Raw genomic sequence first — 26,241 nt, 5'->3', positions numbered from 1 at the left:
GACTTCGTCATTCAGGGGCAAGCTCAACATACAGCCCACGATCGTCCTTGTGGCGTCCACCGAGGAAGCTACGGATTCCCTGACTGCCCATCTGCCCTTTGCGGTGCTTGACCTCCACGACGATACGCGGGTGTTCGAAACCAAAGCCGTCCGGCGAAGCCACGATGTCCTTGCCCCGATCCGAGCCGGGTGGCGAGACTTGGGTCTTGTAGCCCATGGCGCGCAGAATGCCAGCGACCAACTGCTGCATGTCGTCCCAGTCGAGTTCGTTGACCCGATCCTTGATGCGCTCCAGCGCCTGGGACTCGATGTCAGCCAGAGGATCGGCGATGACTTCCTCGGCTTCATCTTCCACGGCTGGAGCTGGTTTACCCCTCAGCGCCGCCAGCACTTCGGCTGCCGCGCTGGACGGCACCTCGAACAGGGTCAGGGTCGAACCTAGGCTGTTCTTTGTGCTGGTGTCCAAGCTGTCGCGTGGCAATTCCTGCGTTTGCCACTGCACCTTGCGCGCCAGTGGCATGCCTTGTTCGGCCCACTCGGGGTGGTGTTCGGCTGGTCCCGTGACCTTGCCGATCGAGTACAGGCGATTGGCTGGCGAATAGGTGATGACCCAGTCGCCATCCTGGATGTCGTTAACGAAACGCCAGACCTGGGATGCACCCGATACCACTGTGCCTTGCTTTGCCTGTGGCTCGGCAGACTGGTACAGGGCGATTAGCTGCTTGCGTCCGACACCGGGTTTGGCATGGGCTGCCAATTGATTCCAGCCCACGGCAGCTACGCCGCGTTCTCGGAAGGCGTCATACAAGCTGCCACCTTCGCCGCGCACCATCCACATCCGTGCCATTGTATTCCCTCTCTTATTCGTAGCCATCAATCCAGCACCACCAGAAACTCAGTCGCCAGTGCGGTCGGCTGAACATCCCGAACATTGCGCTGCAGCGAAACCAGGCCGTAATCCGCCATCATTCTCAGAGTGCGTGACAGGTTCGGCACCTTGCGGCCACTGAGTTCGGCCAGTTCGGTCAGAGACTTGGGTTGTTTGTCATGGATCAGGCGCAGCAGGCGGCGGTTGTCGTCCGACAGCACCGCTGCCAGTGATGCCAGAGACGGAAACCAAATGCTGGGAGTTTCGCTTCCCTTCGGTGGCGAACCGTCTGGCTGTCGGATACCCACAATGCAGCGTTTCATGATCGCGAATCCAATGACACGTTGATTTACAATCATATCAGTATCTGATAATCATCGTCGATCATAAATGCCTGCCACGGAGGAAAAAGGCAGAGAAAAGGGAATGGCAATCAAGGGGCAACGGCCCTACCCAAGAAAGGGAAAAGGCCACCAGCGCCTCGGACGGACTTACACCACCAGATTTGCCGACGGCGTATAGGTCTTGTCCCTGGGCTTGAGCGCCTTGAGTGGGTTGTCGGTCAGTGCCACCTCATCCTCCGTATGTCCAAGTAGGGAGATGAAAGACAAGAATCCAGCTACTTAGGACCAAACTTGGACATAACATAGACCCCACCTCACTTCCCAATACAAAACCTAGAAAAAATCTCCCCCAGCAGATCATCGCTGGTGAATTCCCCCGTGATTCCGCACAGCGCCTCGTGCGCCAGGCGCAGTTCCTCGGCGAACAGGTCCAGCACCTGGTCGCTGTGCGCGGCATGCCCGGCGGCGGCCTGCAGATGTTCGCGCGCCGCCTCCAGCGCATGCACGTGCCGCTCGCGCGCCAGCCAGGGGGACTCCGTCCCCGGCGTCCAGCCGGCGATGGCCAGCAGCCGGGCGCGCAGCGCATCCAGCCCGGCGCCGGTGTGGGCGGAAATGAGGAGAGGGACGTCGGGAGATCCCTCCACCTCGCTGCCTGCATGCCGCTCGGACTCATCAGACACGACATCGTCCGCGGGGCTCGCCGCCAATGCCAAGAGGTCAACCTTGTTCCACACCCTCAGCACCGGCACGCCCACCGGCAACCGCCGCACGATCTCCGCGTCCAGCGGGTCGTCGGGATGGCGCGCATCCTGCAGATGCAGGATCACCTGGGCGCGGGCGATCTCGGCCCAGCTGCGCTCGATGCCGATACGCTCGACCGTGTCCTCTGTCTCGCGCAGGCCGGCCGTGTCCACGATGTGCAGGGGGATGCCGTCGATGTGAACCTGCTGCACCACCCGGTCGCGTGTGGTGCCGGCAATCGGGGTGACAATGGCCACGTCCTCGCCCGCCAGGGCGTTCAGCAGACTGGACTTGCCCACGTTGGGCTGGCCCGCCAGCACCACGTGCAGCCCCTCGCGCAGCACCAGCCCCTGGCGGGCGGTACGCAGGACGCCGTCCAGCGCGGCCGTCACGGCGTTCAGGCGGTCGGCGGCCTGGTATTTTTCCAGGAAGTCGATTTCCTCCTCGGGGAAATCCAGGGTCGCCTCGACCAGCATGCGCAGCTGGACGACGCGCTCGCTCAGCGCGTCGATCTCGGCGGAAAAGGCGCCCGACAGGGACGCCATGGCGCTGCGCGCCGCCGCCGTGGAACTGGCCTCGATCAGGTCGGCCACGGCCTCGGCCTGGGCCAGGTCCAGGCGGTCGTTCAGGAAGGCGCGCTGGGTGAATTCGCCCGGCTGCGCCAGGCGCAGGCCGATGTCCGCGCCCCGCGCCAGGCAGTCCTCCAGCACGCGCCGCAGCACGGCGGGACCGCCGTGGCCCTGCAATTCCAGCACGTCCTCGCCGGTGTAGGAGTGCGGGCCGGGGAAGAACAGCGCCAGCCCCTCGTCCAGGGTCTCGCCATGACGGTCGCGAAACGGCAGATAGTGGGCATGCCGGGGGCGCAGCGCCAGCGCGCACAGCGCATCGGCCCAGGCTTTCAGGTCGGGGCCGGAAACCCGGATCACACCGATCCCACCCCGGCCGGGGGCCGTGGCGATGGCGATGATGGGGTCGGTGGAAGACGAATTCATGCTGATCACCCTGATACAGCCTGCATCATAGACACAAACTGGGATCGGATCATCGGGATCTCGAACACGGAAACGGTATTGCGCCAGGAGGCGCGGGGCATCAGGTTGCCCGGGCGCACGGTCGGCCGGTGCCGAGGGCTGACGAAGGGAGCGCGGGAGAAGTCGGCGGGGGTGTCTGAGCCGCGCAGCGGCGAGTTCGCCCGCCGCCCGTGCGGACGAGGCAGACTCGGGTGGTCCGGCCTACGGCCGGACCACCGGCTGGGGCACCCGGGCAGCCTGATGCCCCGCGCCTCCCTCCAGACTCAGCATCAGCTCGACGCCGCGGCCGCCTTTTCCCGGTCCAGCCGTATCATGATGATGCGCTGCTGGATGATGGAAATGGTGTTGTTCACGCACCAGTACAGCACCAGGCCGGCCGGAAACATGAACATCATTCCGCCGAATACCAGCGGCATGATCATCATGATCTTGGCCTGGGTCGGATCGGGCGGCGTCGGATTCAGCTTGATCTGCAGGAACATCGTCGCCATCATGATCGCCGGCAGGATGAACCAGGGATCGCGCACCGACAGGTCGTGGACCCACAGGATCCAGGGCGCGCCGCGCATCTCCACGCTGCCCAGCAGCACCCAGTACAGCGCGATGAACACGGGGATCTGCACCACCATCGGCAGGCAGCCGCCCAGCGGATTGATCTTCTCGGTGCGGTACATCTCCATCATCGCGGCGTTCAGCTTGGCCTTGTCGTCGCCGAACTTTTCCTTCAGATGCTGCATGCGCGGGGCGACCAGCTTCATCTTCGCCATCGAGCGGTAGCTGGCGGCCGACAGCGGGTAGAACACGGCCTTGATCAGCAGCGTCAGCACCACGATGGTCCAGCCCCAGTTGCCCAGCAGCCCGTGCAGCCAGGTCATGAAATGGAACATGGGCTTGGCGATGATGGTCACCCAGCCGTAGTCCACCACCAGTTCCAGGCCCGGCGCCACCGCGCTCATGGCCTTCTGGTCCTGCGGGCCGACCCACAGGTTGGACTCGACCGAGCGCTGGGCGCCCGGGGCGATGACGCCGACCTGCTCGATGGTGCGGATGGCGTACAGGTTGTCGGCCAGGCGCAGCGCCTGATTGGTGCGCACCGTGCCCTGGGGCGGCACCCAGGCGCTGGCGAAGTAATGCTGCACGATGCCGATCCAGCCATTGTCGGCCTGCTGGATGTAGCTGGCCTTGCCCTTGGCGATCTCGTCGAACTTCACCTTCTGGAACTTGTCTTCCGACGAATACACCGCCGCGCCCGTGAAGGTGCTGTAAAAGCCCGAGGTGTTCGGGGGATCATTGCCGTCGCGCGTCAGTTGCAGGTACAGCGAAGGATCGATCGGCTGGTCACCCAGGTTGGTGATGTCGTGGCGCACGCGGATGTCGTAGCCGTTGCGCGGCACGACGAAGGTCTTGACCACCTTCACCTGGCCGGCGGAGGCCTCGAAGGCGATTTCCACGGTATCGCCCTTGACGACGGGCTCGGGCGTCACCAGCGAGAACGGCGTCAGGTGGGTCGGGTAGCCGCCGCCCTGCGGGGCGCCGACCACACCGGTCTGAGCGACGTAGAGGTCGCCCGGCTGGTCGTTCAGCAGGTACATCGGGGCATCGTCGCCCTTCAGGGACTTATAGTGCAACAACTCGGCCCGCACCAGCTGGGCGCCGGTGGTGTCGAAGGTCAGGTCGTAGACGTCGGTCTTGAGGTGGACCTTCTGCCCCTGGGGCTCGGCGGACGAGCCCGGCACCGTCGCGGGCGCCCCGGGCCGGGCCGCGGCGGCGGACGGCACGCCGGCGGACGGATGGCCATCCTCGGACTTGGCGGCCTTGGACTGCTCGGCGGCGGGCGGCGTCAGGGAAAACAGCGACGGCTGGCCCCGGTAGACCTGCCAGTTGTTCCACAGCAGCAGCAGCGAGAAGGAAAAGATCATCCAGAGGATGGTGCGTCGAATGTCCATTGGCGCCTGTATATTCGTATGGGTTCGGAGCAAAAGCCCACCAGTTTAACGTAGCAATCCTGACTGCGGCCCTAAGGATGCCCTGAACAAGTCCCTGTCGGGAAACGGAATGCCGGGAATCACCGGCGATCCGCGTCGCGGGGCGGGACCGGATCGTGGCCGCCCCGACACCAGGGGTGGCAGCGGGCGATGCGCCGCGTGCCCAGCCACAGCCCCCTCGCCACTCCGTGGGTCTCGATGGCCTCGATGGCGTAGGCCGAGCACGTCGGAGTGAAGCGGCACTGCTGGCCCACCCAGGGGCTGAGGAAGTACCGGTAGAAGCGGATCGGGGCGATGAACAGTGCGCGCATCATGGCGCAATCCTCGCCAGCAGGGCGTCGGCCTCGGCCCGGACCTGGCGCTTCAGGACGGCCAGGCTGGCGGCGGCCGGGCGGTTCACCAGGCGGAACACCAGGTCCCCGTCGGGCAGCGCGTCCCGACGCAGGCGAAAGGCTTCGCGCAGGACCCGCTTGATCGCGTTGCGGGTCACGGCCAGCGGAGCATGGCGCTTGGGCACCACCAAACCCAGCCGGGCCGGGCCTTCAGCCGGTCCGCGCGGGCCGGACACCACGAACAAAGCCCCTCGGGCGATACGCCGCCCCTTCAGGGCAGCCGCGTATTCCGAGGGGCGATGCAGCCGGGCCGCCGGAGGAAAAGCGGTTGGCATGGCGATCATTCCACCGCCGCTTGACGCGGCGGCGAAAGAAAAATCAGACGGCCAAGCGCTTGCGGCCCTTGGCGCGGCGGGCGCTCAGGACGGCACGGCCGGCGCGGGTCTTCATGCGCACGCGAAACCCATGGGTGCGCTTGCGACGGGTAACGGAAGGCTGGAAAGTGCGTTTCATGGTGGATCCAAAAGAGCTCGGGGCAAATGGCCAGGGGCGGGCCAGGGGCGACGTAAAGACCGCCCCGAAGGCGATGCCCCCGGGATGAAGCCGACGGGCACAATTCGCCCACGGCATCGAAAAGCCCATCATTTCATCAAATTTTTGAAATCGTGTCAATCACTTGAGAGTTTCCGAAGTCCGCGGCTCCTCAAGCAGAGGCATCCCTCCACGCCGCGGCTTGCGGACCGCGCCCGCCCGTCTGGCCAATGACGGTGCTCAATGGACCGCCATCAGTTCCGCCTCGCCCAGGCTGTGGATAACTTCGGGCGGGAAAGGGTAGAATCGAGGTTTGGCAAGATGACCCCTATGAATGAATTCTGGCAGGCCTGCGTCCAGAGACTGGAACAGGAACTTCCCCCGCAACAGATCAACGCCTGGATCCGGCCCCTGGTGCCCCTCGCCTACGACGAGGAACTCGCGGTCCTGAGAATCGGCGCGCCCAACCGCTTCAAGCTCGACTGGGTCCGCAAGAACTTCTCCACCCGCCTGGAATCGATGGCCTCCGACTGGTATTCCCAGGCGGTGCAGATCCATTTCGAACTGTCGGCCCCGCTCGGCCGCGCGACCGCGCCGGCCGCCGCACGCCCCTCCCCGCCGCCATCCACCCCGATCCGGTCCGCGGACGCCGTCGCGGCCGTGCCGGCCGTGATTCCGGCGCCACAGCCGGCTCCCGTCCAGGCCGCCACCGACGAATCCATCCAGGACCACTCCCGCCTGAACCGGGACCTGACCTTCGACAACTTCGTCATCGGCAAGGCCAACCAGCTGGCCCGCGCGGCGGCCATGCAGGTCGCGGAAAACCCCGGCGTGTCCTACAACCCGCTGTTCCTGTATGGCGGCGTCGGCCTGGGCAAGACCCACCTGATCCACGCCATAGGGAACGCCCTGCTGGCCAGCGGCGCCAGCACGCGCGTACGCTACGTCCACGCGGACCAGTACATCTCCGACGTGGTCAAGGCCTATCACCGCCGCGCCTTCGACGACTTCAAGCGCTACTACCATTCGCTGGACCTGCTGCTGATCGACGACATCCAGTTCTTCGCCGGCAAGAACCGTACCCAGGAAGAATTCTTCTACGCCTTCGAGGCCATGGTGGCCCAGCGCAAGCAGATCATCATCACCTCGGACACCTACCCCAAGGAACTGTCGAACATCGACAACCGCCTGATCTCGCGCTTCGACTGGGGCCTGACCGTCGCGATCGAGCCGCCCGAACTGGAAATGCGTGTCGCCATCCTGTTGCGCAAGGCCCAGACCGAACGCATCGTCATGCCCGAGGAAGTCGCCTTCTTCATCGCCAAGCACCTGCGCAGCAACGTGCGCGAACTCGAAGGCGCCTTGCGCAAGGTGTCGGCCTACGCCAATTTCCACGGCCGCGACGTGCTCACCGTCGAAGTCTGCAAGGAAGCCCTGAAGGATCTGCTGTCGGTCTCCAACAGCCAGATCACGGTCGAGAACATCCAGAAGACCGTGGCCGATTTCTATAAAATCAAGGTCGCCGACATGTATTCCAAGCGTCGGCCCGCGAACATTGCCCTGCCCCGGCAGATCGCCATGTACTTGGCCAAGGAACTCACCCAGAAGAGCCTGCCGGAAATCGGCGACCTGTTCGGCGGACGCGATCACACTACCGTGCTGCACGCGGTGCGCAAGATCACCGACCTGCGCGCCAAGCAGACCGAGCTGAACCACGCACTCCACGTACTCGAGCAAACTCTCAAAGGATAAGAAGATGCAACTCATTCAAGCGACTCGCGATGCCGTGCTCAAGCCCCTGACGATGGTGGTGGGGATCGTCGAACGGCGTAATACGCTGCCGATCCTCGCCAACGTGCTGATCCGCAAGCAGGGCGACCGGCTCGAATTCATCGCCAACGACCTGGAAGTCCAGATCACCACCCGCGCGAACTTCGGCGTGGGAGACGAGACCCAGGCCACCACCGTGGCCGCCCGCAAGCTGCTCGACATCCTGCGCGCCCTGCCCGAATCGGGCGATGTCCGGCTGTCCCTGGACGAGGCCAAACTCACCGTCCAGTCCGGTCGCAGCCGCTTCGCCCTGCAGACCCTCGACGCGGCCGACTATCCCACGGTCACTCAGGCCGAACAATGGTCCGCGTCCTTCTCCATGCCCCAGAAGGCTCTGAAGAACCTGTTCAACCAGGTGCACTTCTCCATGGCCCAGCAGGACATCCGCTACTACCTGAACGGCCTGCTGCTGGTGCTCGAACCCGGACGCGTGCGAGCCGTGGCCACCGACGGCCACCGGCTGGCCCACGGCGGCGTGGCTGTCGAAAGCCAGGAATCCACCCTGGACGTGATCATCCCGCGCAAGACCATCCACGAAATGCAGCGCCTGCTGTCCGACGACGATCAGGCCACCGTGCTGATCGACGTCACGGCAGGCCAGATCCGCTTCCGCTTCGACGAAATCGAAGTCGTCTCCAAACTGGTCGAGGGCAAGTTCCCCGACTACCGCCGCGTCATCCCCGCCGGCTACACCCGGCATTTCGACATCGCCCGCGACATCCTCCAGGCGGCCCTGCAGCGCACCGCCATCCTGACCACGGACAAGCTCAAGGGCGTGCGCCTGCAGCTGGGCGACAACCTGCTGCGCCTGTCCTCGTCCAACGCCGAACAGGAAGAAGCCCGCGAAGAACTCGAGGTCGACTACGCCCTGGAATCGCTGGACGTCGCCTTCAACGTCAGCTACCTGCTCGACGTGCTGTCCAACATCAAGACCGACACCGTGCGCTGGTCCGTCCAGCCCGACGCCAACGCCTCCGTGCTGATCACGCTGCCCAACGACGAGGAATTCAAGTACGTCGTCATGCCGATGCGCATCTGAGCGGCGTCCCGACGCCCGCTCCGCCGACGGATTCAACCACAGGATTTTCATGTCAGACCTCACCCCCCAGAACACCGCGGCCGCCGGCTACGGCGCCGATTCGATCAAGATGCTCAAGGGCCTGGAGGCCGTGCGCAAGCGGCCAGGCATGTACATCGGCGACACGTCCGACGGCACCGGCCTGCACCACATGGTCTTCGAGGTCGTGGACAATGCCATCGACGAGGCGCTGGCGGGCTATTGCGACGACATCGTCGTCACGATCCACGCCGACAACAGCATCTCGGTCACGGACAACGGCCGCGGCATCCCCACCGCCATCCACAAGGACGATGAACACCACCGCAGCGCGGCGGAAATCGTCATGACCGAACTGCACGCCGGCGGCAAGTTCGACCAGAACTCCTACAAGGTCTCCGGCGGCCTGCACGGCGTGGGCGTGTCCTGCGTCAACGCCTTGTCCGAGTGGTTGCGCCTGACGATCTGGCGCAACGGCGAAGAACACCAGATGGAATTCCGGCGCGGCGAAAGGGTCGCCCCGCTGGCCGTCACCGGCCCGGCGGAACGCACCGGCACCCGGGTCCAGTACCTGGCCGACGCCGAGATCTTCGCCAACATCGACTACACCTACGAAATTCTCGCCCGCCGCCTGCGCGAACTATCCTTCCTGAACAACGGCGTGAAAATCCGCCTGGTGGACGAGCGCACCGGCCAGGACGAGAACCTGGCCTTCCTGGGCGGGGTCAAGGGTTTCGTCCAGTACATCAACCGCGCCAAGACCGTCCTGCACGACAACGTCTTCGCCGTGACGACCGAATCCGAGGCCGGCGGCGTGCGCGTGGGCGTCGAAGTCGCCATGCAATGGAACGACAGCTACGCCGAGACCGTGCTGTGCTTCACCAACAACATCCCGCAGCGCGACGGCGGCACCCACCTGACCGGCCTGCGCGCCGCCATGACCCGGGTGCTGAACAAGTACATCACCGACAACGAACTGGCCAAGAAGGCCAAGGTAGACACCACCGGCGACGACATGCGCGAAGGCCTGGCCTGCGTCCTGTCCGTCAAGGTGCCCGAACCCAAGTTCAGCAGCCAGACCAAGGACAAGCTCGTCTCCAGCGAAGTCCGCCCCGCGGTCGAGGAAGCCGTCAGCCGCACCCTGGAAACCTGGCTGCTCGAGAATCCCAACGACGCCCGCGCGCTGTGCTCCAAGATCGTCGAGGCCGCCCGCGCCCGCGAGGCCGCCCGCAAGGCCCGCGAGATGACCCGCCGCAAGAGCGTTCTGGAAGGCGCCGGCCTGCCCGGCAAGCTGGCCGACTGCCAGGAAAAGGACCCCGCCCTGTGCGAACTCTACATCGTGGAGGGCGACTCGGCAGGCGGTTCCGCCAAGCAGGGCCGCGACCGCAAGTTCCAGGCCATCCTGCCGCTGCGCGGCAAGGTCCTGAACGTCGAAAAAGCGCGCTTCGACCGGCTGCTGTCCAGCGAACAGATCACCACCCTGATCACCGCCCTGGGCACCAGCATCGGACCCGACTTCAACATCGACAAGCTGCGCTACCACCGCATCATCATCATGACCGACGCGGACGTGGACGGCGCCCACATCCGCACCCTGCTGCTGACCCTGCTCTACCGCCAGATGCCGGCGCTGATCGAGCGCGGCTACGTCTACATCGCACAGCCGCCGCTCTACAAGGTCAAGGTCGGCCGCGAGGAACGCTATCTGAAGGACGACGCCGAGGAAGCCCAGTTCATGCTGCAACTGGCACTCAAGGATACGGAACTCACGCCCCGCGCCGGCGCCACGCCGATCACTGGCGACGCCCTGATGGACCTGGCGCGCCAGTACGTCACCGCCGATTCGGTCATCGCCCGCCTGTCGCGCACGCTGGACGCCGAGGCCCTGTCGGCCATGGCCGAAGGCGTGCAGCTCAGCCTGATCGACGAAGCCGCCGCCCGCGCCAGCGCCACCGCTCTGGAACAGGTCCTGCGCGATCCGGCCGATCCCCACGGCGTCCATGTGGAAGCCCAGTACGACGAAATCGAGGAAGCCTGGCGCCTGGCGGTCATCCGTCCGCATTTCGGCAATATGCGCGTCAGCGTGTTCGACCGCCATTTCGTGCGCGGCGGCGACTACGCCGTCCTGGCCCGTACGGCCAAGACTTTCCTGGGCCTGATCGGTGAAGGCGCCGTCGTGCGCCGGGGCACTGGCGACAAGCTCAAGGAAAAGACCGTCTCCGACTTCCGCGAGGTCATGCAATGGTTGCGCGCCGAGGCCGAGCGCGGCATCAGCAAGCAGCGCTACAAGGGCCTGGGCGAAATGAATCCGGAACAGCTCTGGGAAACCACCATGGACCCGACCGTGCGCCGCCTGCTGCGCGTGCAGATCGAGGACGCCATCGCCGCCGACGAGATCTTCGTCACCCTGATGGGCGACAACGTCGAACCGCGCCGCGCCTTCATCGAGACCCACGCATTGCAGGCGGGGAACATCGACGTGTGACCTGTGTTGGATTTCGGAAAAGATGGCCAAGTGTTGTGGGAAAAGTTGGCCATCCAGCGGAGCATAGAAATGACCGCCTGATTGGCGGTCGTTTTTTGGTGCGGCTTTGACCAAGGTGCAGCCTCTGTCAGCCCCTCGAGCCCCCTAGATCAATCCGCTGCCCATCATGAAGAGCTCATGCACGAGCTCAATCAATGCGCCCAGGTTCCTCGCGGGCTCCGTTACTTCAAATAAGCGCGAATTACGTCGACGAGCTCGTCGGCAGCAGCACGGCGCGCGCTTTCGTCTGCAATCTCGGGATTGACAACGTGCGTGCGAATATGCTCTTCCAGCACTTCGATCATCAGCCCGTTCATGGCTCCGCGCGCAGCGGCAATCTGGTGCAACACCTCGGCGCAGCCTTGCTCAGCTTCGAGCGTGCGCTCCAAAGCCTCGATCTGCCCACGGATACGACGCACGCGGTTCAGCAGCTTGGATCTATTCCTGATCGTGTGACTCATACGTGTGACTCATCAGATATATACCCTATTGGGGTATAGTATATGCGTTATGAAAACCAAAGTAATCTGGTCTTCATCTGTTTACGCCGCGCTGGGCGCAGCACTACTCTTTGGCGCCAGTACGCCGTTTGCCAAGTTGCTGCTGAGCGACACCTCACCGGTGCTGCTCGCTGGGCTGCTTTATCTGGGTAGTGGTGTGGGCCTCGGGCTGATTCGGTTCATTCGCGACCGAGGTTGGCGCACACCCTCCATGTCCAGTGGCGAATGGCTATGGCTGCTGCTGGCCATCGGTTTTGGTGGCGTACTCGGACCATTGCTCCTGATGCTGGGTCTAACAAGGACTTCGGCTGCCACGGCTTCGTTGCTGCTCAATCTGGAAGCCGTGTTGACTGCTGTGATTGCCTGGGGGGTATTCCGCGAGAACACTGACCGTAATGTTGTACTTGGCATGGTCATGATCGTTGTGGGCGCGGTGTTGCTGGCATGGCCCAATTCATCCCAAGACGCGGGCCAACTGGGATGGGGGGCGCTGCTGATCGCGGGGGCCTGTCTATGCTGGGCACTGGATAACAACTTTACGCGCAAAGTCTCGGCTTCCGACGCACTGTTTCTAGCTGGCCTCAAAGGCGGCGTGGCCGGTATCGTGAACACCGTCGTCGCATTGGTGCTCGGGGTCACGCTTCCTGCTGGCGCCACGATTGGCGCGGCTATGGTGGTGGGCCTCCTGGGCTATGGCATCAGTCTGGTGCTGTTCGTGCTAGCCTTGCGTGGCTTGGGCACGGCGCGCACCGGTGCGTATTTCTCAACCGCGCCTTTTCTGGGCGCTGCCATTGCCATTCTTGCCTTGGGCGAACATGAACATGCTTCGTTGCTATTCTGGATTGCGGCGGCGCTCATGGCGTTGGGAGTATGGCTCCATCTGACCGAACGCCACGAGCACATGCACACGCATGAGGTGATCACCCACACACATCGTCATGTGCACGACGCGCATCACCAGCACAAACACGATTTTCCATGGGCCGGACGCGAACCCCATACGCACGAGCACACTCACGCACCCCTCACGCACAGCCATCCGCATTACCCAGATATTCATCACCAACATCGACATATGTGACGAGGGGGTTATCCTTGTCCGACGAGGTAAAACTCATCCTCCGCACGCTGAATCCTTCCGATCTGCCCGGCCTGGACCTCATCCAGGCCCATTGCTACAGCGCATCCATGTTCGAACCGGCGGCCGTCCTCGACCGCCGCCTGCGGGCCGTCCCCGACTGGATCTGGGGCATCCAGGACGACGGCGGGCTGTGCGCCTACTTGTTTACCTATCCGACGCGTCGAGGCCACCTGTCGCCCCTGAACGGCGACTTCCACCCGGCCCCGGACGGCGATACCCTGTACCTGCATGACCTGGCCATCCATCCCCGGGCACGCGGGCGCGGCCTGGCGCAACGGCTGGTCCAACATGCCTGGGCTCGCGCCCGGACAGCCAGGCTGCGCCATTCCGCGCTGGTCTCTGTCCAGAATTCCGAACGTTTCTGGGCCGCACACGGCTACCGCGCATGTACCGAACTGGACGACCACGGGCGCGCCTGCCTGGCCGGCTACGAACAGCCCGCCACGTACATGACTCGCTTGATGAACTGAACTCCAGTTTCCCGGAACAGATGCCGGCCCGGATCGATTTCACCCGCCCGACGCATCTCCCGGATTCTGAATCAACAGCACCGGCCGATGCGTCAAGGCCAGCACCCGACCCGCGACCGACCCGATGACCGCATCCAGCAGCACCCCGCGCCCGTGCGCGCCCATCACGATCATGTGAGCGTCGACCTCGTCGGCGTAGCGCGTGATTTCCTGGGGAGCGAAACCGATCCGGAATTCGACCATATGAGGCACGCCCGCCTCGCGCAGAATGTCGGCGGTGGGGTTGAGAACCTTGGCGGATTCATCCCCGTACCAATCCTGAATTGTCGCGGCATCCACGAAGCGGCTCACCCGGGCGGGCAGATTGGCCGCCACATGGAGAACCCGCACGATCCCGCCATCGGGCAGCAACCCGGATTGCGCGATGAAACGCGCCGCCTGAAGGCTGTACGCGGAGCCGTCCGTCGCCAGCACGATATCCTTCGCCATGTGAGTTCTCCTGTCTTACTGTGCGCGGGCGCATGCCCGCTCATCCAATCTACCGCACGCCGGGACTCGGCAACCCGATCCACCGGACAAAAACCTTGCATTGACTCAATCAATCGCATCCATTGTCCTGATCTTCTTCCCGAAGGACAATAGCAAGATGAACCCGACCCTACTCCATACCCTGGATGCCCAGCCCCTGGCCATCATCGGCGACATTCACGGCGAGATCCAGGCGCTGGATGCCTTGTTGGACCAGTTGCGCCAGCGCCCGGAAACACGAAACCGCCTGCTGGTGTTCATCGGAGACCTGTGCGACCGCGGTCCAGACAGCGTGGGCGTCATCCGCCGGGTACGCGAACTCGTGGACCAGGGCCGTGCGCTCGCCATCCTGGGCAACCACGAGATCAATCTGCTGGCCAACGATGCAAAAGACGGCTCGGGATGGTTCTTCGACAGCCGGGAAACCTCCGACCTCCCCTTTTACGCGCCCTTTTCCCGGGCCTCGGCCCGGGAACGGCCGGAAATCCGCGATTTCCTGCGCCGCCTGCCCCTGGCGATCCGCATGCCGGGGCTGCGCATCGTTCATGCCGCCTGGGATCCGGCCTCCATCCAGGCAATCGAGAATTTCCCCTGCGGCAGCATCCTGGAACTGATCCACGAACAGGAACAGAACATCATTCAGGCGGCACGCGTCGACGACCTGCATGCCCGCTACCGCGCAGAGCTCGACCGCTGGGGCAAACAGCTCGAAGACCCGAACGATCCTCCGCCCTACCTGGACGCCGTGGCGGATTTCGAAACGCTCAAACAACGCCTCAATCCCATCAAGCGCCTGACATCCGGCATCGAAGCCCGCAGTCCGCAACCCTTCTTTTCAGGCAACCGCTGGCGCTATTCCGACCGCACGGCCTGGTGGAATGAAGATACGGATTCCACTCCCGTGCTGATCGGACACTACTGGCGCCTGTTCGAGTCCCCGGATCGAAGCACGGCCTGGCGCTATGGCCTCCTGTTCAAGAACGTGGCGCCCACATCCTGGCACGGACTGCATCGGCAGGCATTCTGCATCGACTATTCCGTCGGCGCCCGATGGCGGAGCAGAAAATCGCCCGATAGGGACACTGAAGACCACTATCGGCTGGCCGCCATGTTATGGCCGGAACGCACCCTTCTGTTCGACGACGGCGCCCTGATCCAGACGACAGAGCCCCCCGTTTCCGCCTGATTTCCGATCGACGGGCCTGTGGATAAACCCAGAGGCGGCCTCATGTGCCTATCCTGTCGACAAGTTGTTCATAAGCACGAGCGTTTTCGCAAACCTGGAAACCATCCCCAAAGCATGCCCTAGCAGCGCACAAAGACACTCACAGAAGAAAATATTCCAAGTGTTTGATTTTTATGGGAATATATAGTTTTCCCAGTTGTCCACAGGCTCACATCATTCCTACCAGGTTTATATAAAAGAAAAGAGAAAAACATAAAGACCTCAGCCAGCCAGCCCCGGGCTCAACCCGCGCAGACGTTCCAGCGCCCGGTCCAGCGTGGCGTCCAGCTTGGCGAAACACAGGCGCAGCAGTTGGTGATTGGCTTCGGACCGGTCCGGATCTGCGTAGAAAGCCGACACTGGGATGCTGGCGACGCCGATATCCCGGGTCAGACGGACAGCCAGTTCTTTTTCCCGCCCAGGGCCCAGCGCCCGAGTGTCCACCAAAAGGGAAAATGTTCCCTCGGAATGCAGGGGACGAAGAGGTGTTTCTTTCAAACCGGAAACCAGTCGGTCCCTTTTTCTCTGGTAGAAAGCCGACAGTTCCGAAGGCAGATCGGAATTTCTCAGATATCGGGCAATGCCCACCTGCATGGGAGTGCTGACGGAAAACACCGTGAACTGGTGAACCTTGCGGATTTCCGCCATGATGTTCGAGGGAGCACAGCAATAGCCGATCTTCCAGCCGGTGGCATGAAAAGTCTTGCCGAAGGACGAAACCAGCACAGTGCGCTCTGCCAGCGAGGGTCGGGAAACGGGACTCAGATGCGCGTGCCCGTCGAATACGATATGTTCGTAGGCTTCGTCCGAAAGCAGCAGGATCGAATGTCTGGAAAGAATGGTTTCCAGGGCATCCAGGTCTTCGGCTTTGAGCGTCGATCCGCTGGGGTTGTGCGGGAAGTTCAGGACCAGCATTCGAGTCCTTGTCGTGATGGCGGATTCCACCCGGGCCCAGTCCACACGAAACGCAGGGTCGTCTGCTTTCGGCGCTTGCATGGGGACACGGATCGCTTTGGCGCCGGCCAGGCGTATCGAAGGCGCATACAGATCGTAGGCCGGGTCGATCAAAAGGACCTCGTCTCCTGGATGTGTCAGCGCCAGCAGACTGCTCATCAGCGCTTCCGTTGCTCCTGAAGTGACAGTGATTTCTGATTCCGTCGAATAAGTTCGTCCATGCCGTCCCTGGACCTTTGACGCAATGACTTCCCGCAACTGCGGCAGGCCCTCCATGGGAGCGTACTGATGATGACCTTGTCGCATGGCTTCGCACACAGCCTGAATCAGGGGTTCGGGCGGCGGGTAGTCCGGGAAACCCTGCCCCAGGTTGATGGCTTGACATTGTTGGGCCAGCACGCTCATTTCGGTGAAGATGGTGCTACCGACGTCGGGTAACTTGGATGGCAGATTGTTCATTATTTGTGTTTGGTCAATGAATTTGTGTTGGTTTTAAGACGCGTTTTGCGCACGCTGGGACTGGTTGCGGATACAATCGCGCATAAGGGAAAACTATGATTTGACTTTTCATGTTGCGTAGTTATGCTCCCTGTTGCAATGCAATCTAGCAGTACGCACGTTTCGCACACGGCATGCCTTGTTGCTACTCGCACTCCGGCACGATCTGTTTCGTTTCAGCGTTCTTGATTCATTGTTTTCTTTCATTCATTTAGGACGTTTCAGATCATGGCTCAAACGGGCAAAGTCAAATGGTTCAACGCTGAGAAGGGCTTCGGCTTCATCACGCCGGACGCCGGTGGGACCGATGTGTTCGCACACTTCTCCGCCATCGAAGGTCGCGGCTATCGCAGTCTGAACGAAGGCCAAGCCGTGCAGTACGAAGTCAAGGATGGCCCCAAGGGTCCTCAGGCTGCTGAAATCCGCCCGCTGTAATAAGCCGGCGCTTTTCTTGAAAGGCACTCTTCGGAGTGCCTTTTTTATTGCCTGAAATTTTCTTGAGAATAACTTGCACCTTCCTTGTTCAGAGTTTGTCCACAGCTTTATTCACAGGAGGTATGTATTCATGATATTTGACGGGCGTGTGTTTTATTGTTCACGATGATGTAGAGGAGAGCGAGGTGGCGCAACACTGCAGACGCCTTGTCTGACATGGATCGGCCGATCAGAGATGAAATTTTATTCTGGTGATGTTCCACGTGGAACGTTGAGTTTGTTTGTTGTTTATGATCCTGGATTCCTTGGTTGTTCACCTTTATTCTGAACTCATGTAATTGGGTATTGTGGTATTGATTAGTTGGCAGACTGAAGTGTTTTTCTTATCTGTATGTGAAGTCCTACTCTGTCCGGACTTTTATTGTCTTGATCAAACATTCAATGCAGTTATGGGTTGCCGCATCAGGCACGAATTTCTTTATTCAGGCAGGTGAATGATTTTTCAGTCATTGACCGACAGAGATAACTTTAAAGTGCAGCAATTTGGGCGAATTATTGTTCCGCTTATGTTTCACGTGAAACATACAAACCCTGTTTCACGTGGAACATTTTCACTTGAGGTCTACGAAGTATAATTTCGGGAATTTCCTCGTCTTTCCCTATGAATTACTCTGAAGAATTTGATGTCCTCGTGATTGGTGGTGGTCACGCCGGGGCTGAAGCCGCATTGGCTGCAGCTCGTATGGGTGCGTCTACGCTTCTGTTGACCCACAACATGGATACCCTGGGACAGATGTCCTGCAATCCTTCCATTGGTGGAATTGGCAAGGGGCATCTGGTCAAGGAAATCGATGCCTTGGGTGGCGCCATGGCCTGGGCTGCGGATCAAGCAGGCATTCAGTTCAGGATTCTGAATCGTTCCAAGGGGCCGGCGGTGCGCGCGACGCGTGCCCAGGCAGACCGATCGCTGTATCGTCGCGCCATTCGAATGATTTTGCAGGGTCAGAAAAATCTGATGATCTTTCAACAAGCGGTGGATGATCTGATTTTGGAAGGTGACTGTGTGGTGGGTGCGCGCACCCAGATCGGACTTGTATTCCGGGCGCGCGCGGTGATCCTGACGGCAGGCACGTTCCTGAACGGTCTAATGCACGTCGGACTGTCGCATCATGCAGCAGGCCGAGCCGGTGACCCGCCTGCAACCAGTTTGGGAGAACGGCTCAAGGAACTGAAACTGCCTCAAGGCCGTCTGAAAACAGGCACACCACCGCGTATCGATGCGAAGACCATCGATTTTTCAAAAACCGAGGTTCAACCTGGAGACACAGATCCGGTGCCGGTATTTTCCTTCCTGGGACGGGCCGACATGCATCCCGAACAGGTACCCTGCTGGATCACACACACCAATGAAAGATCGCACGAGATTGTGCGCTCCGGTCTGGACCGTTCGCCGATGTACAGTGAGAGGGGGACGATCGAAGGGATTGGTCCGAGGTATTGTCCCTCGATCGAGGACAAGATTCATCGTTTTGCTGACAAGGCCAGTCATCAGGTGTTTCTGGAACCTGAAGGAGCGTCCTCCTGCGAGATCTATCCCAACGGAATCTCCACCAGTCTGCCGTTCGATATCCAGTTCGCGCTGGTGCGCAGCCTGCCTGGTTTGGAGAACGCGCGCATCATGCGCCCCGGCTATGCAATCGAATATGACTACTTCGATCCCCGGCATTTGCATGCCTGGCTGGAAACCCGCGCGATCCGGGGGCTGTTCTTTGCGGGGCAGATCAACGGCACCACAGGGTACGAGGAAGCCGCCTCCCAGGGACTGTTGGCGGGTGCCAATGCCGCCTTGCAGACGATGGGGCGCGAGCCTTGGACGCTGGATCGCAGCCAGGCCTATCTAGGGGTGCTGGTGGATGATCTTGTAACAAAAGGAGTTACAGAACCGTACAGAATGTTTACGTCGCGGGCGGAATATCGTCTCAGCCTGCGCGAGGACAACGCCGACCTGCGCCTGACGGAAATGGGGCGGATGCTGGGTCTGGTGGACGACGTGCGCTGGGATGTCTTCTGCCGCAAGCGCGACGCCGTGGCGGCCGAAATCCAGCGGCTTGGCGAGACCCGCGTCAATCCGGCGGTGCTGGATGCCCATGCCCGCGAACATCTGGCCCTGCAGCGGATGGATCGCCATCCCAGTCTGCTGGATCTGCTGCGGCGCCCCGACGTCGAATACGACACATTGATGGCCCTGCGAGACGAACAGGGTGCGTTGCTGGCCGGTCCCGGGCTGGAAGACTTCGTGCAGGCCGAACAGGTTGGCATCCAGGCCAAGTACGCCGGCTACGTGGATCGTCAGCGCGACGAGATCGAGCGCCAGAAGGCCCAGGCGGATCAGGCGGTGCCGGACGACTTCGACTATGCCGGCGTCGTCGGCCTGTCCACCGAGGTGCGTCAGCGCCTGGAAATCTCGCGTCCCGCCACCATAGGCCAGGCGGCGCGGATTTCCGGTATCACGCCGGCCGCTGTGTCGCTGCTGCTGGTCCATCTGAAGCGGCACGCACGCGGGCGCCGGGCGGCATGACCGGCGGCACACCCTTTCACCAGTTCCAGGAACGCCTGGAATCGGCGCTGGATGCCCTGGACATGCGGGCGGATCATGCGCGCGTCCCCGCGCTGCTGGGCTATCTGGGACAGCTGCAGCATTGGAACAAGGCCTACAATCTGACGGCCGTGCGCGATCCCGGAAAGATGCTGGTGCAGCACGTGTTCGACAGCCTGGCCATCGTGCCCGAGTTGCGGGCCCGCTGGCCGCGTTGTGCCTTGCGTGTCGCGGACATGGGTTCGGGCGCCGGTATACCGGGTATCATTCTGGCCATCTGCCAGCCCGATTGGTCTGTCGTCTGCGTGGATGCCGTGGGCAAGAAGACCGCGTTCATCCGCCAGGCGGCCGGCGTCCTGGGACTGAAAAACGTGCGCGCGGAACACGGCCGCATCGAATCCATGGACAGTCTGCAGGCGGATCTGGTGATTTCGCGCGCGTTCGCCTCGCTGTCGGACTTCGTGCGCGTTGCCGCCCACCACCGCGCCCCCGGCGGCACGATGCTGGCCATGAAGGGCCAGGATCCCGTGGCCGAGCGGGTCGCCCTGGAAGCCGGCACGGGCTGGTCCGTGACGCGTACCGTCGAGCTGCGCGTGCCCGAAATGGACGCGCGCCGCTGTCTGCTGGAACTCGAATATGAACAGACCCTGACCGGTCCCGAAGGAACCCCATGACTGCCGATCGTCCGAAATCCGCCCGCGTGTTCTGCATCGCCAACCAGAAGGGCGGCGTAGGCAAGACCACCACGGCTATCAACCTGGCCGCATCGCTGGCCATGCACGGTCAGCGCGTGCTGCTGGTCGATCTGGATCCGCAGGGCAACGCCACCATGGGCAGCGGAATCGACAAGAACGCCGCAACTGTCAACCTGTACCAGGTTCTGATCGGCGAGGCCGACGTTGCCCAGGCCCGCATCCGTTCCGAGACCGGCGGATATGACGTGCTGCCCTCGAACCGGGAACTGTCCGGCGCCGAAATCGATCTGGTGCAGATGGACGACCGTGAAATGCAGCTGAAGCAGGCCCTGTCCAAGGTCACCCGGGATTATGACTTCATCCTGATCGATTGCCCGCCGACGCTCTCCCTGTTGACGCTGAACGGACTGGCGGGCGCCCATGGCGTGATCATTCCCATGCAGTGCGAGTATTTCGCGCTCGAAGGCCTGTCCGATCTGGTCAACACCATCAAGCGGATCTACCGCAACCTGAATCCCGATCTGGAGCTGATCGGTCTGCTGCGTGTCATGTTCGATACGCGGATGACACTGCAGCAGCAGGTCTCCGCCCAGCTGGAATCGCATTTCGGGAACAAGGTCTTCAAGACGGTCGTGCCGCGCAACGTGCGCCTGGCCGAGGCGCCCAGCCACGGCCAGCCCGGCGTGATCTACGACAAGTCGTCCCGGGGCGCCAGGGCCTACCTCGCCTTTGGCGAGGAACTCATCCGCCGTGTCGGCGGCCAGATTCGTCCGCGCGCGGCATGAGCGACCCCGCCCGGCACCATCCATAGGAAACACACACAATGGCCACACGCAAGAAAGGACTCGGACGCGGTCTGGATGCCCTGCTGGGCGCCGACAATGGCGCGCTGGACGCAGTGGGTCGCCAGAAGGACGACTCCCCCAGCCAACTGCCGGTCGGCGCTCTGCGCGCGGGCCGCTACCAGCCACGCACCCGCATGGACGAGGGCGCGCTCAATGACCTGGCCGAATCCATCCGTGCTCAGGGCATCATGCAGCCCATCCTGGTGCGCCCCCTGGAAGACGAGCCCGGCCAGTACGAAATCATCGCCGGCGAGCGCCGTTTCCGTGCCGCGCGGATCGCCGGCCTGGACATGGTTCCCGTCCTGGTGCGCCGGGTGGCGGATGAAAATGCCGCCGCCATGGCCCTGATCGAGAACATCCAGCGGGAAGACCTCAATCCGCTCGAAGAAGCCCACGGTGTGCGTCGCCTGCTGGACGAATTCAGCCTGACCCATGAGCAGGCCGCCACCGCCATCGGCCGTTCACGCTCGGCCACCACCAATCTGCTGCGCCTGCTGAACCTGGCCGAGCCCGTGCAGACCATGCTGCTGGCCGGCGATATCGACATGGGCCATGCCCGCGCCTTGCTGGCCACCGACGCCGCGCAGCAGATCCTCCTGGCCAACGAAGTCGTCGCCCGGCGGCTGTCCGTGCGCGAGACCGAAAAGCGCGTCGCGCGTGCGCTGCGAGAAGCCGACGAACCCCTCACCACGCCGGCCGGCCGTGCGGCCCGGGGTGCGTCCGCCGCCCGCTCCGGCGACCTGGACCGGCTGGAAAAGGCCCTGTCCGACCATCTGGCGACCCAGGTGAGGATCCGCACGGGCGCCCGCAAGGGCGGGCAACTGGTGATCGAATTTTCCGATTGGGGGCATTTGGATGCGCTGCTGGAGCGTCAGGGACTGGGCGGTGTGCTGACGGATCGGGACGCGGTCGCAGTCTTTTCCAAACCGTAGATGAGTCTGAACTTGCAGAGAACAGGCTGTTCAGGCGGCCTTGGCGGCGGATCGTCGATGGATGGTTGCAAACAGCGCCGAGCGTGCCTTTTGCAGCTGTTCGGCGGCTTCATTATCACTCATGGCCCGCGCCTGGATGAGCAGGCTCTGTAGGGTGATACCGGGCTTGAGCCCACGGGCAGGCGCCGGCAGACTGTGCAGCTTCTCCAGCGGGGTTCGCACGAGCGCTTGAGGGTAGGTGGTGCGGATCTTGCCTTTGGCATCGATCGTCTGTTCGGGGAACAGGCAAGGGCGGTGCATGTTCAGGTAGGGCACGAGGTGCTGCTCACAGAACGCGTTGATGGGCCGGGCGTGCTTTTGCGGGATGTGGGCGTAGCCGAAGGTGCGCCGGATGACCACGCCGTTCTTGGCCTCGACCAGGGCATTGTCGTTGGTGTGGCGGGGCCTGGACTTGGTGAACTCGGCGTTCAGCTTGTCGAGCAGGGCGGCCACGCGGTGGTTGATGTATTCGCCGCCGTTATCGGCATGAACCCCGCGGATGCGAAACGGGAAGCAGGCGAGCATCTGTTCGAGCACGGGCAGCAGGAACGCCTCGGAGATGCGTTCGCAACAGGCGACGACCTGCCACTGGGTGATGCAATCCACGGCGTCGATGTAGTACACGCCCTTGATGCCGTCGTAGTCGCCCTGGTGCACGCTGTCGATGCGAATGAAGCCTGCGCGGCCTGCGGGCTCGGGGGCCTTCCTGATCGCGATGGAGACGGCTCGGCTGGGTCGGGTCGGCTCCCAGTGGCCGCGCGTCTGCCGGTAGCGCGCCTGGTGGCGTAGGTTGTACAGGTGGGAGACGGAGATCGTGGCCAGGCGCTCATAGCGCGCGTCGCCGTAGACCAGCCAGGCGCGTTGGCACAGGTGGCGAGTGGCCGCCCCGCTCAGGTTCTCGTGCAGGGCATCGAGCCTGGCCAGCGCGGTGATGTCCCCCTCGGTGTAGCGGCGCGTAAAGCCGTGCGCGGGCGCGTGGCGCTGCCCAAGCGGGGTGTGATCGCGGAATCGGGCGATCAATCGGCTCAGGTGCTGGCGTGAGTAGCCACTGGTCGCGAGCAGGTAGCGGATGACCAGTCCCTTCTGGACGCGAGTGAGCGAGGGGTATCGAAAGCGCTGCAGCACCGACAGGACGTGCACCTGGCGCTGCGCTTGGGTGCCAGCGGCGACCTGTGGCTCCAGGCCAGCGGTGCCGGCCAGGAATTGTTCCAGGCTCTCCAGGCTGGTGAGCCGTTCGTCGTGTAAGGTCAAGATCATCTCCCGATGATCGACGACCCGCGGCCAAAGCTCCAGACTCATCTGATGTTGGAATCACCAGGCCCCCTTCAGACTCATCTGATATTGGACAGGGCTGTCGCTTGACATTCCATTCCGATGTCTTCATAATTCGGGATTCGCTTCGGTGGGGTGCCCGAGTGGTTAAAGGGGGCAGACTGTAAATCTGTTGGCCTTGCGCCTACGTTGGTTCGAATCCAACCCCCACCACCATGCGAACGACTCCCGCGCTTGATTGCAGGGCTGTCGCAGGGATTCCGAATCGCGGGTGTAGCTCAATGGTAGAGCAGAAGCCTTCCAAGCTTACGACGAGGGTTCGATTCCCTTCACCCGCTCCAGCGGGTCCGGTTCGACTGATGTCGAAATGAATACCGCCCATGTGGCTCAGTGGTAGAGCACTCCCTTGGTAAGGGAGAGGTCATGCGTTCGATCCGCATCATGGGCACCACAACATCTTGGATCATTCCATAGTCAGGAGTCAGCCATGGCAAAAGGCAAGTTTGAACGGACCAAACCGCACGTGAACGTGGGTACGATCGGCCACGTTGACCACGGCAAGACGACGCTGACGGCGGCGATCACGACGGTGCTGGCCAAGGCGGGCGGTGGCGAGGCCAAGGGCTACGACCAGATCGACAACGCGCCGGAAGAGAAGGCTCGCGGGATCACGATCAACACCTCGCACGTGGAATACGAGACGGCGAACCGTCACTACGCGCACGTGGACTGCCCGGGTCACGCGGACTATGTGAAGAACATGATCACGGGCGCGGCGCAGATGGACGGCGCGATTCTGGTGGTGTCGGCCGCCGACGGTCCGATGCCGCAGACGCGCGAGCACATTTTGCTGGCGCGCCAGGTGGGCGTGCCCTACATCATCGTGTTTCTGAACAAGTGCGACATGGTCGATGACGAGGAGCTGCTGGAACTGGTCGAGATGGAAGTGCGCGAGCTGCTGTCCAAGTACGACTTCCCGGGCGATGACACGCCGATCGTGAAGGGTTCGGCCAAGCTGGCGCTGGAAGGCGACGAGGGTCCGCTGGGCGCGCAGGCGATCATGCAGCTGGCCGCGGCGCTGGACAGCTACATTCCGACGCCGGAGCGCGCGGTTGACGGCACGTTCCTGATGCCTGTGGAAGACGTGTTCTCGATCTCGGGGCGTGGCACGGTGGTGACCGGCCGTATCGAGCGCGGGATCGTGAAGGTCGGCGAGGAAATCGAGATTGTGGGGATCCACGACACGGCCAAGACGACGTGCACGGGCGTGGAGATGTTCCGCAAGCTGCTGGACCAGGGCCAGGCGGGCGATAACGTGGGGATTTTGCTGCGCGGCACCAAGCGCGAGGAAGTCGAGCGCGGCCAGGTGCTGGCCAAGCCCGGCTCGATTCACCCGCACACGAACTTCACGGCTGAGGTGTACATTCTGTCGAAGGAAGAGGGTGGACGCCACACGCCGTTTTTCAAGGGGTACCGTCCGCAGTTTTACTTCCGCACGACGGACGTGACCGGGACGATCGAGCTGCCGGCCGACAAGGAGATGGTGCTGCCGGGCGACAACGTGTCGATGACGGTGAACCTGATTGCGCCGATCGCCATGGAAGAGGGCCTGCGCTTTGCCATCCGCGAGGGTGGCCGTACCGTGGGCGCCGGCGTCGTCGCCAAAATCATCAAGTAATTATGTAGTACAATGGTGGGCTGGTCGCCCACCAATGCGTTTCAAAAAACGGGGGTGCGGCAGCGCCACCGTTTTTCGAGGTTTAGGGGTATAGCTCAATTGGCAGAGCGTCGGTCTCCAAAACCGAAGGTTGAGGGTTCGATTCCTTCTGCCCCTGCCACCGATCTCATTGCCGCAGCGGCGGCGTCGAACACCCGTATATGTCTCACCAGAACGTAGAAACCGTCAGCCGTGCCGCCGAACGCATCAAGCTCGGCCTGGCCGTGCTCGTGATCGTTGCGGGTATCGTGGCGTATTCGGTCCTCGTGAACCAGCCCGGCTACGTGCGCGTGGGCGCCTTCATCGCGGGCCTGGTCCTGGCCACGGTCATCGTCTGGTTCAGCGACACCGGTCGGCGCACTCTCGCCTTCGGCCGCGAATCCTACAACGAGACGCGCCGCGTCGTCTGGCCCTCGCGCCAGGAAACCACGCGCATGACCGCGATCGTGTTCGCCTTCGTGCTGGCCATGGGCGCTCTGCTGTGGATCGCCGACAAGCTGCTGGGCTGGATCATCTACGGCCTGCTGCTGGGCTGGAACTAAGGAACGAAAACCGCATGAGCAAGCGCTGGTACGTCGTCCATGTCTACTCGGGCATGGAAAAAAGCGTCCACAAGGCCCTGGCCGAACGCATCGAGCGCGCCGGGCTCCAGGACGCTTTCGGCCGCATTCTCGTGCCTTCCGAGGAAGTCGTCGAAATCAAGGACGGCCGCAAGTCGATTTCCGAGCGCCGCATTTTTCCGGGCTATGTCCTGGTCGAAATGGACCTCACCGACGAAACCTGGCACTTGGTGAAGAGCACCAACCGTGTCACGGGCTTCCTCGGCGGCTCCGGCAACCGTCCCGCCCCCATTTCCGAAAAGGAAGTGGAAAAGATCCTCTCCCAGATGGAAGAAGGCGTGGAAAAGCCGCGCCCCAAGGTTCTCTTCGAGATCGGCGAGACCGTCCGCGTCAAGGAAGGCCCGTTCGCGGACTTCAACGGCAGCGTCGAGGAAGTCAACTACGAGAAAAGCAAGGTCCGCGTGTCGGTCACGATCTTCGGTCGCGCCACTCCGGTCGAGCTCGATTTCAGTCAGGTCGAAAAGGTCTGATTTTTCACCTCCAGGCACCGCGTGGCAGCTGTTTTGCCGCCGGGCCGTCCCAAGGCAAAAC

Annotated in this window: 25 protein-coding genes and 4 tRNA genes; 18 read left to right on the top strand and 11 right to left on the bottom strand. The window is 62.5% G+C overall.

From position 1 onward, the window contains the following. Positions 1-7 precede the first annotated feature (7 nt). The 7 genes from ACTPOE_RS12355 to rpmH all read right to left on the bottom strand — a co-directional run bounded on the left by ACTPOE_RS12355 (position 8) and on the right by rpmH (position 5,814). Positions 8-847, bottom strand: a complete 840-nt coding sequence (locus ACTPOE_RS12355; protein ID WP_458872440.1) for a restriction endonuclease — start codon at positions 845-847, stop codon at positions 8-10. 26 nt (positions 848-873) lie between these two features. Beyond that, a complete protein-coding gene (locus tag ACTPOE_RS12350) occupies positions 874-1,191 on the bottom strand; it encodes an HVO_A0114 family putative DNA-binding protein (RefSeq protein ID WP_372685456.1) in 318 nt (105 codons plus the stop codon). Between the two features lie 335 nt (positions 1,192-1,526). Continuing rightward, on the bottom strand, positions 1,527-2,945 hold the full coding sequence (gene mnmE / locus ACTPOE_RS12345) for a tRNA uridine-5-carboxymethylaminomethyl(34) synthesis GTPase MnmE (protein ID WP_458872439.1): 1,419 nt from the start codon (positions 2,943-2,945) through the stop codon (positions 1,527-1,529). 308 nt (positions 2,946-3,253) lie between these two features. After that, the gene (gene yidC, locus ACTPOE_RS12340) at positions 3,254-4,930 is read right to left on the bottom strand and encodes a membrane protein insertase YidC (protein ID WP_458872438.1); all 1,677 of its coding nucleotides are present in this window, start codon (positions 4,928-4,930) and stop codon (positions 3,254-3,256) included. Positions 4,931-5,049: 119 nt separating this feature from the next. Beyond that, entirely contained in the window at positions 5,050-5,283 is a 234-nt protein-coding gene (gene yidD, locus ACTPOE_RS12335) for a membrane protein insertion efficiency factor YidD (RefSeq protein WP_458872437.1), read from the bottom strand. Beyond that, positions 5,280-5,636: a ribonuclease P protein component gene (locus ACTPOE_RS12330; RefSeq protein ID WP_458872436.1), complete on the bottom strand. Its 357-nt coding sequence runs from the start codon at positions 5,634-5,636 to the stop codon at positions 5,280-5,282. Before ACTPOE_RS12330 ends, yidD begins: the two co-directional genes overlap by 4 nt. 43 nt (positions 5,637-5,679) lie before the next feature. Next, a complete protein-coding gene (gene rpmH, locus ACTPOE_RS12325; protein ID WP_043679136.1) occupies positions 5,680-5,814 on the bottom strand; it encodes a 50S ribosomal protein L34 in 135 nt (44 codons plus the stop codon). Between the two features lie 348 nt (positions 5,815-6,162). Here rpmH and dnaA point away from each other — a divergent pair, with 348 nt between their 5' ends. From dnaA to gyrB, 3 genes are read left to right on the top strand one after another with little or no spacing between them, the layout of a single operon-like run. Beyond that, a complete protein-coding gene (gene dnaA, locus ACTPOE_RS12320) occupies positions 6,163-7,584 on the top strand; it encodes a chromosomal replication initiator protein DnaA (RefSeq protein WP_458872821.1) in 1,422 nt (473 codons plus the stop codon). A gap of 4 nt (positions 7,585-7,588) precedes the next feature. Further along, a complete protein-coding gene (gene dnaN, locus ACTPOE_RS12315; RefSeq protein WP_458872435.1) occupies positions 7,589-8,701 on the top strand; it encodes a DNA polymerase III subunit beta in 1,113 nt (370 codons plus the stop codon). A 49-nt stretch (positions 8,702-8,750) separates the two neighbouring features. Next, on the top strand, positions 8,751-11,204 hold the full coding sequence (gene gyrB / locus ACTPOE_RS12310; RefSeq protein WP_458872434.1) for a DNA topoisomerase (ATP-hydrolyzing) subunit B: 2,454 nt from the start codon (positions 8,751-8,753) through the stop codon (positions 11,202-11,204). 221 nt (positions 11,205-11,425) lie between these two features. Here gyrB and ACTPOE_RS12305 read toward each other — a convergent pair whose 3' ends face one another. Next, positions 11,426-11,704, bottom strand: a complete 279-nt coding sequence (locus tag ACTPOE_RS12305) for a metal/formaldehyde-sensitive transcriptional repressor (protein WP_458872433.1) — start codon at positions 11,702-11,704, stop codon at positions 11,426-11,428. Between the two features lie 49 nt (positions 11,705-11,753). Here ACTPOE_RS12305 and ACTPOE_RS12300 point away from each other — a divergent pair, with 49 nt between their 5' ends. Further along, entirely contained in the window at positions 11,754-12,824 is a 1,071-nt protein-coding gene (locus ACTPOE_RS12300; protein ID WP_458872432.1) for a DMT family transporter, read from the top strand. Between the two features lie 14 nt (positions 12,825-12,838). After that, on the top strand, positions 12,839-13,354 hold the full coding sequence (locus tag ACTPOE_RS12295; RefSeq protein WP_458872431.1) for a GNAT family N-acetyltransferase: 516 nt from the start codon (positions 12,839-12,841) through the stop codon (positions 13,352-13,354). A gap of 39 nt (positions 13,355-13,393) precedes the next feature. Here ACTPOE_RS12295 and ACTPOE_RS12290 read toward each other — a convergent pair whose 3' ends face one another. Then, complete coding sequence (locus ACTPOE_RS12290; protein ID WP_458872430.1) at positions 13,394-13,843, bottom strand: universal stress protein; 450 nt, start codon at positions 13,841-13,843, stop codon at positions 13,394-13,396. Between the two features lie 157 nt (positions 13,844-14,000). Between ACTPOE_RS12290 and ACTPOE_RS12285 the strand changes: the two genes are divergently transcribed. Next, positions 14,001-15,068 (top strand): metallophosphoesterase, encoded by a 1,068-nt coding sequence (locus tag ACTPOE_RS12285; protein ID WP_458872429.1) that lies wholly within the window; start codon positions 14,001-14,003, stop codon positions 15,066-15,068. A gap of 261 nt (positions 15,069-15,329) precedes the next feature. Here the strand turns inward: ACTPOE_RS12285 and ACTPOE_RS12280 are convergent, their stop codons facing one another. Further along, the gene (locus tag ACTPOE_RS12280; protein ID WP_458872428.1) at positions 15,330-16,520 is read right to left on the bottom strand and encodes a methionine aminotransferase; all 1,191 of its coding nucleotides are present in this window, start codon (positions 16,518-16,520) and stop codon (positions 15,330-15,332) included. 267 nt (positions 16,521-16,787) lie between these two features. On the opposite strand from ACTPOE_RS12280, the gene ACTPOE_RS12275 reads away from it, so the two are divergent. From ACTPOE_RS12275 to ACTPOE_RS12255, 5 genes are all read left to right on the top strand, one after another. After that, positions 16,788-16,994 (top strand): cold-shock protein, encoded by a 207-nt coding sequence (locus tag ACTPOE_RS12275; RefSeq protein ID WP_043679103.1) that lies wholly within the window; start codon positions 16,788-16,790, stop codon positions 16,992-16,994. A gap of 661 nt (positions 16,995-17,655) precedes the next feature. Then, entirely contained in the window at positions 17,656-19,572 is a 1,917-nt protein-coding gene (gene mnmG, locus ACTPOE_RS12270; protein ID WP_458872427.1) for a tRNA uridine-5-carboxymethylaminomethyl(34) synthesis enzyme MnmG, read from the top strand. After that, positions 19,569-20,264 carry a 16S rRNA (guanine(527)-N(7))-methyltransferase RsmG gene (gene rsmG / locus ACTPOE_RS12265; protein ID WP_458872426.1) on the top strand — a complete coding sequence of 232 codons (696 nt, stop codon included), beginning with the start codon at positions 19,569-19,571 and terminating at the stop codon, positions 20,262-20,264. Before mnmG ends, rsmG begins: the two co-directional genes overlap by 4 nt. Further along, the gene (locus tag ACTPOE_RS12260; protein WP_458872425.1) at positions 20,261-21,070 is read left to right on the top strand and encodes a ParA family protein; all 810 of its coding nucleotides are present in this window, start codon (positions 20,261-20,263) and stop codon (positions 21,068-21,070) included. Before rsmG ends, ACTPOE_RS12260 begins: the two co-directional genes overlap by 4 nt. Positions 21,071-21,108: 38 nt before the next feature. Further along, positions 21,109-22,062 (top strand): ParB/RepB/Spo0J family partition protein, encoded by a 954-nt coding sequence (locus tag ACTPOE_RS12255; RefSeq protein ID WP_458872424.1) that lies wholly within the window; start codon positions 21,109-21,111, stop codon positions 22,060-22,062. Positions 22,063-22,092: 30 nt separating this feature from the next. On the opposite strand, the gene ACTPOE_RS12250 is transcribed toward ACTPOE_RS12255, so the two are convergent. Next, on the bottom strand, positions 22,093-23,358 hold the full coding sequence (locus ACTPOE_RS12250) for a transposase family protein (protein ID WP_458870343.1): 1,266 nt from the start codon (positions 23,356-23,358) through the stop codon (positions 22,093-22,095). A 144-nt stretch (positions 23,359-23,502) separates the two neighbouring features. On the opposite strand from ACTPOE_RS12250, the gene ACTPOE_RS12245 reads away from it, so the two are divergent. From ACTPOE_RS12245 to nusG, 7 genes are all read left to right on the top strand, one after another. Beyond that, positions 23,503-23,589 (top strand) — tRNA-Tyr (locus ACTPOE_RS12245). A gap of 51 nt (positions 23,590-23,640) precedes the next feature. After that, positions 23,641-23,714 (top strand) — tRNA-Gly (locus ACTPOE_RS12240). Positions 23,715-23,749: 35 nt separating this feature from the next. Further along, positions 23,750-23,824: transfer RNA gene (locus ACTPOE_RS12235), tRNA-Thr, on the top strand. 36 nt (positions 23,825-23,860) lie between these two features. After that, a complete protein-coding gene (tuf, locus tag ACTPOE_RS12230; RefSeq protein WP_458872412.1) occupies positions 23,861-25,051 on the top strand; it encodes an elongation factor Tu in 1,191 nt (396 codons plus the stop codon). An 84-nt stretch (positions 25,052-25,135) separates the two neighbouring features. Next, positions 25,136-25,211: transfer RNA gene (locus ACTPOE_RS12225), tRNA-Trp, on the top strand. A 40-nt stretch (positions 25,212-25,251) separates the two neighbouring features. Beyond that, entirely contained in the window at positions 25,252-25,632 is a 381-nt protein-coding gene (gene secE, locus ACTPOE_RS12220) for a preprotein translocase subunit SecE (protein WP_458872423.1), read from the top strand. A 14-nt stretch (positions 25,633-25,646) separates the two neighbouring features. Continuing rightward, on the top strand, positions 25,647-26,180 hold the full coding sequence (gene nusG / locus ACTPOE_RS12215) for a transcription termination/antitermination protein NusG (protein WP_323030338.1): 534 nt from the start codon (positions 25,647-25,649) through the stop codon (positions 26,178-26,180). The last annotated feature ends 61 nt before the right edge of the window (positions 26,181-26,241 follow it).

Source organism: Castellaniella sp. WN, assembly GCF_054457555.1.
This window is presented reverse-complemented; position numbering and strand designations above follow the sequence as displayed.

Bases quoted from the DNA above. Each gene is read 5' to 3' on its own strand.
- ACTPOE_RS12355 (WP_458872440.1), bottom strand. From the start codon at position 847: ATGGCACGGATGTGGATGGTGCGCGGCGAAGGTGGCAGCTTGTATGAC.
- ACTPOE_RS12350 (WP_372685456.1), bottom strand. From the start codon at position 1,191: ATGAAACGCTGCATTGTGGGTATCCGACAGCCAGACGGTTCGCCACCG.
- mnmE (WP_458872439.1), bottom strand. From the start codon at position 2,945: ATGAATTCGTCTTCCACCGACCCCATCATCGCCATCGCCACGGCCCCC.
- yidC (WP_458872438.1), bottom strand. From the start codon at position 4,930: ATGGACATTCGACGCACCATCCTCTGGATGATCTTTTCCTTCTCGCTG.
- yidD (WP_458872437.1), bottom strand. From the start codon at position 5,283: ATGATGCGCGCACTGTTCATCGCCCCGATCCGCTTCTACCGGTACTTC.
- ACTPOE_RS12330 (WP_458872436.1), bottom strand. From the start codon at position 5,636: ATGCCAACCGCTTTTCCTCCGGCGGCCCGGCTGCATCGCCCCTCGGAA.
- rpmH (WP_043679136.1), bottom strand. From the start codon at position 5,814: ATGAAACGCACTTTCCAGCCTTCCGTTACCCGTCGCAAGCGCACCCAT.
- dnaA (WP_458872821.1), top strand. From the start codon at position 6,163: ATGAATGAATTCTGGCAGGCCTGCGTCCAGAGACTGGAACAGGAACTT.
- dnaN (WP_458872435.1), top strand. From the start codon at position 7,589: ATGCAACTCATTCAAGCGACTCGCGATGCCGTGCTCAAGCCCCTGACG.
- gyrB (WP_458872434.1), top strand. From the start codon at position 8,751: ATGTCAGACCTCACCCCCCAGAACACCGCGGCCGCCGGCTACGGCGCC.
- ACTPOE_RS12305 (WP_458872433.1), bottom strand. From the start codon at position 11,704: ATGAGTCACACGATCAGGAATAGATCCAAGCTGCTGAACCGCGTGCGT.
- ACTPOE_RS12300 (WP_458872432.1), top strand. From the start codon at position 11,754: ATGAAAACCAAAGTAATCTGGTCTTCATCTGTTTACGCCGCGCTGGGC.
- ACTPOE_RS12290 (WP_458872430.1), bottom strand. From the start codon at position 13,843: ATGGCGAAGGATATCGTGCTGGCGACGGACGGCTCCGCGTACAGCCTT.
- ACTPOE_RS12285 (WP_458872429.1), top strand. From the start codon at position 14,001: ATGAACCCGACCCTACTCCATACCCTGGATGCCCAGCCCCTGGCCATC.
- ACTPOE_RS12280 (WP_458872428.1), bottom strand. From the start codon at position 16,520: ATGAACAATCTGCCATCCAAGTTACCCGACGTCGGTAGCACCATCTTC.
- ACTPOE_RS12275 (WP_043679103.1), top strand. From the start codon at position 16,788: ATGGCTCAAACGGGCAAAGTCAAATGGTTCAACGCTGAGAAGGGCTTC.
- mnmG (WP_458872427.1), top strand. From the start codon at position 17,656: ATGAATTACTCTGAAGAATTTGATGTCCTCGTGATTGGTGGTGGTCAC.
- rsmG (WP_458872426.1), top strand. From the start codon at position 19,569: ATGACCGGCGGCACACCCTTTCACCAGTTCCAGGAACGCCTGGAATCG.
- ACTPOE_RS12260 (WP_458872425.1), top strand. From the start codon at position 20,261: ATGACTGCCGATCGTCCGAAATCCGCCCGCGTGTTCTGCATCGCCAAC.
- ACTPOE_RS12255 (WP_458872424.1), top strand. From the start codon at position 21,109: ATGGCCACACGCAAGAAAGGACTCGGACGCGGTCTGGATGCCCTGCTG.
- ACTPOE_RS12250 (WP_458870343.1), bottom strand. From the start codon at position 23,358: ATGATCTTGACCTTACACGACGAACGGCTCACCAGCCTGGAGAGCCTG.
- tuf (WP_458872412.1), top strand. From the start codon at position 23,861: ATGGCAAAAGGCAAGTTTGAACGGACCAAACCGCACGTGAACGTGGGT.
- secE (WP_458872423.1), top strand. From the start codon at position 25,252: ATGTCTCACCAGAACGTAGAAACCGTCAGCCGTGCCGCCGAACGCATC.
- nusG (WP_323030338.1), top strand. From the start codon at position 25,647: ATGAGCAAGCGCTGGTACGTCGTCCATGTCTACTCGGGCATGGAAAAA.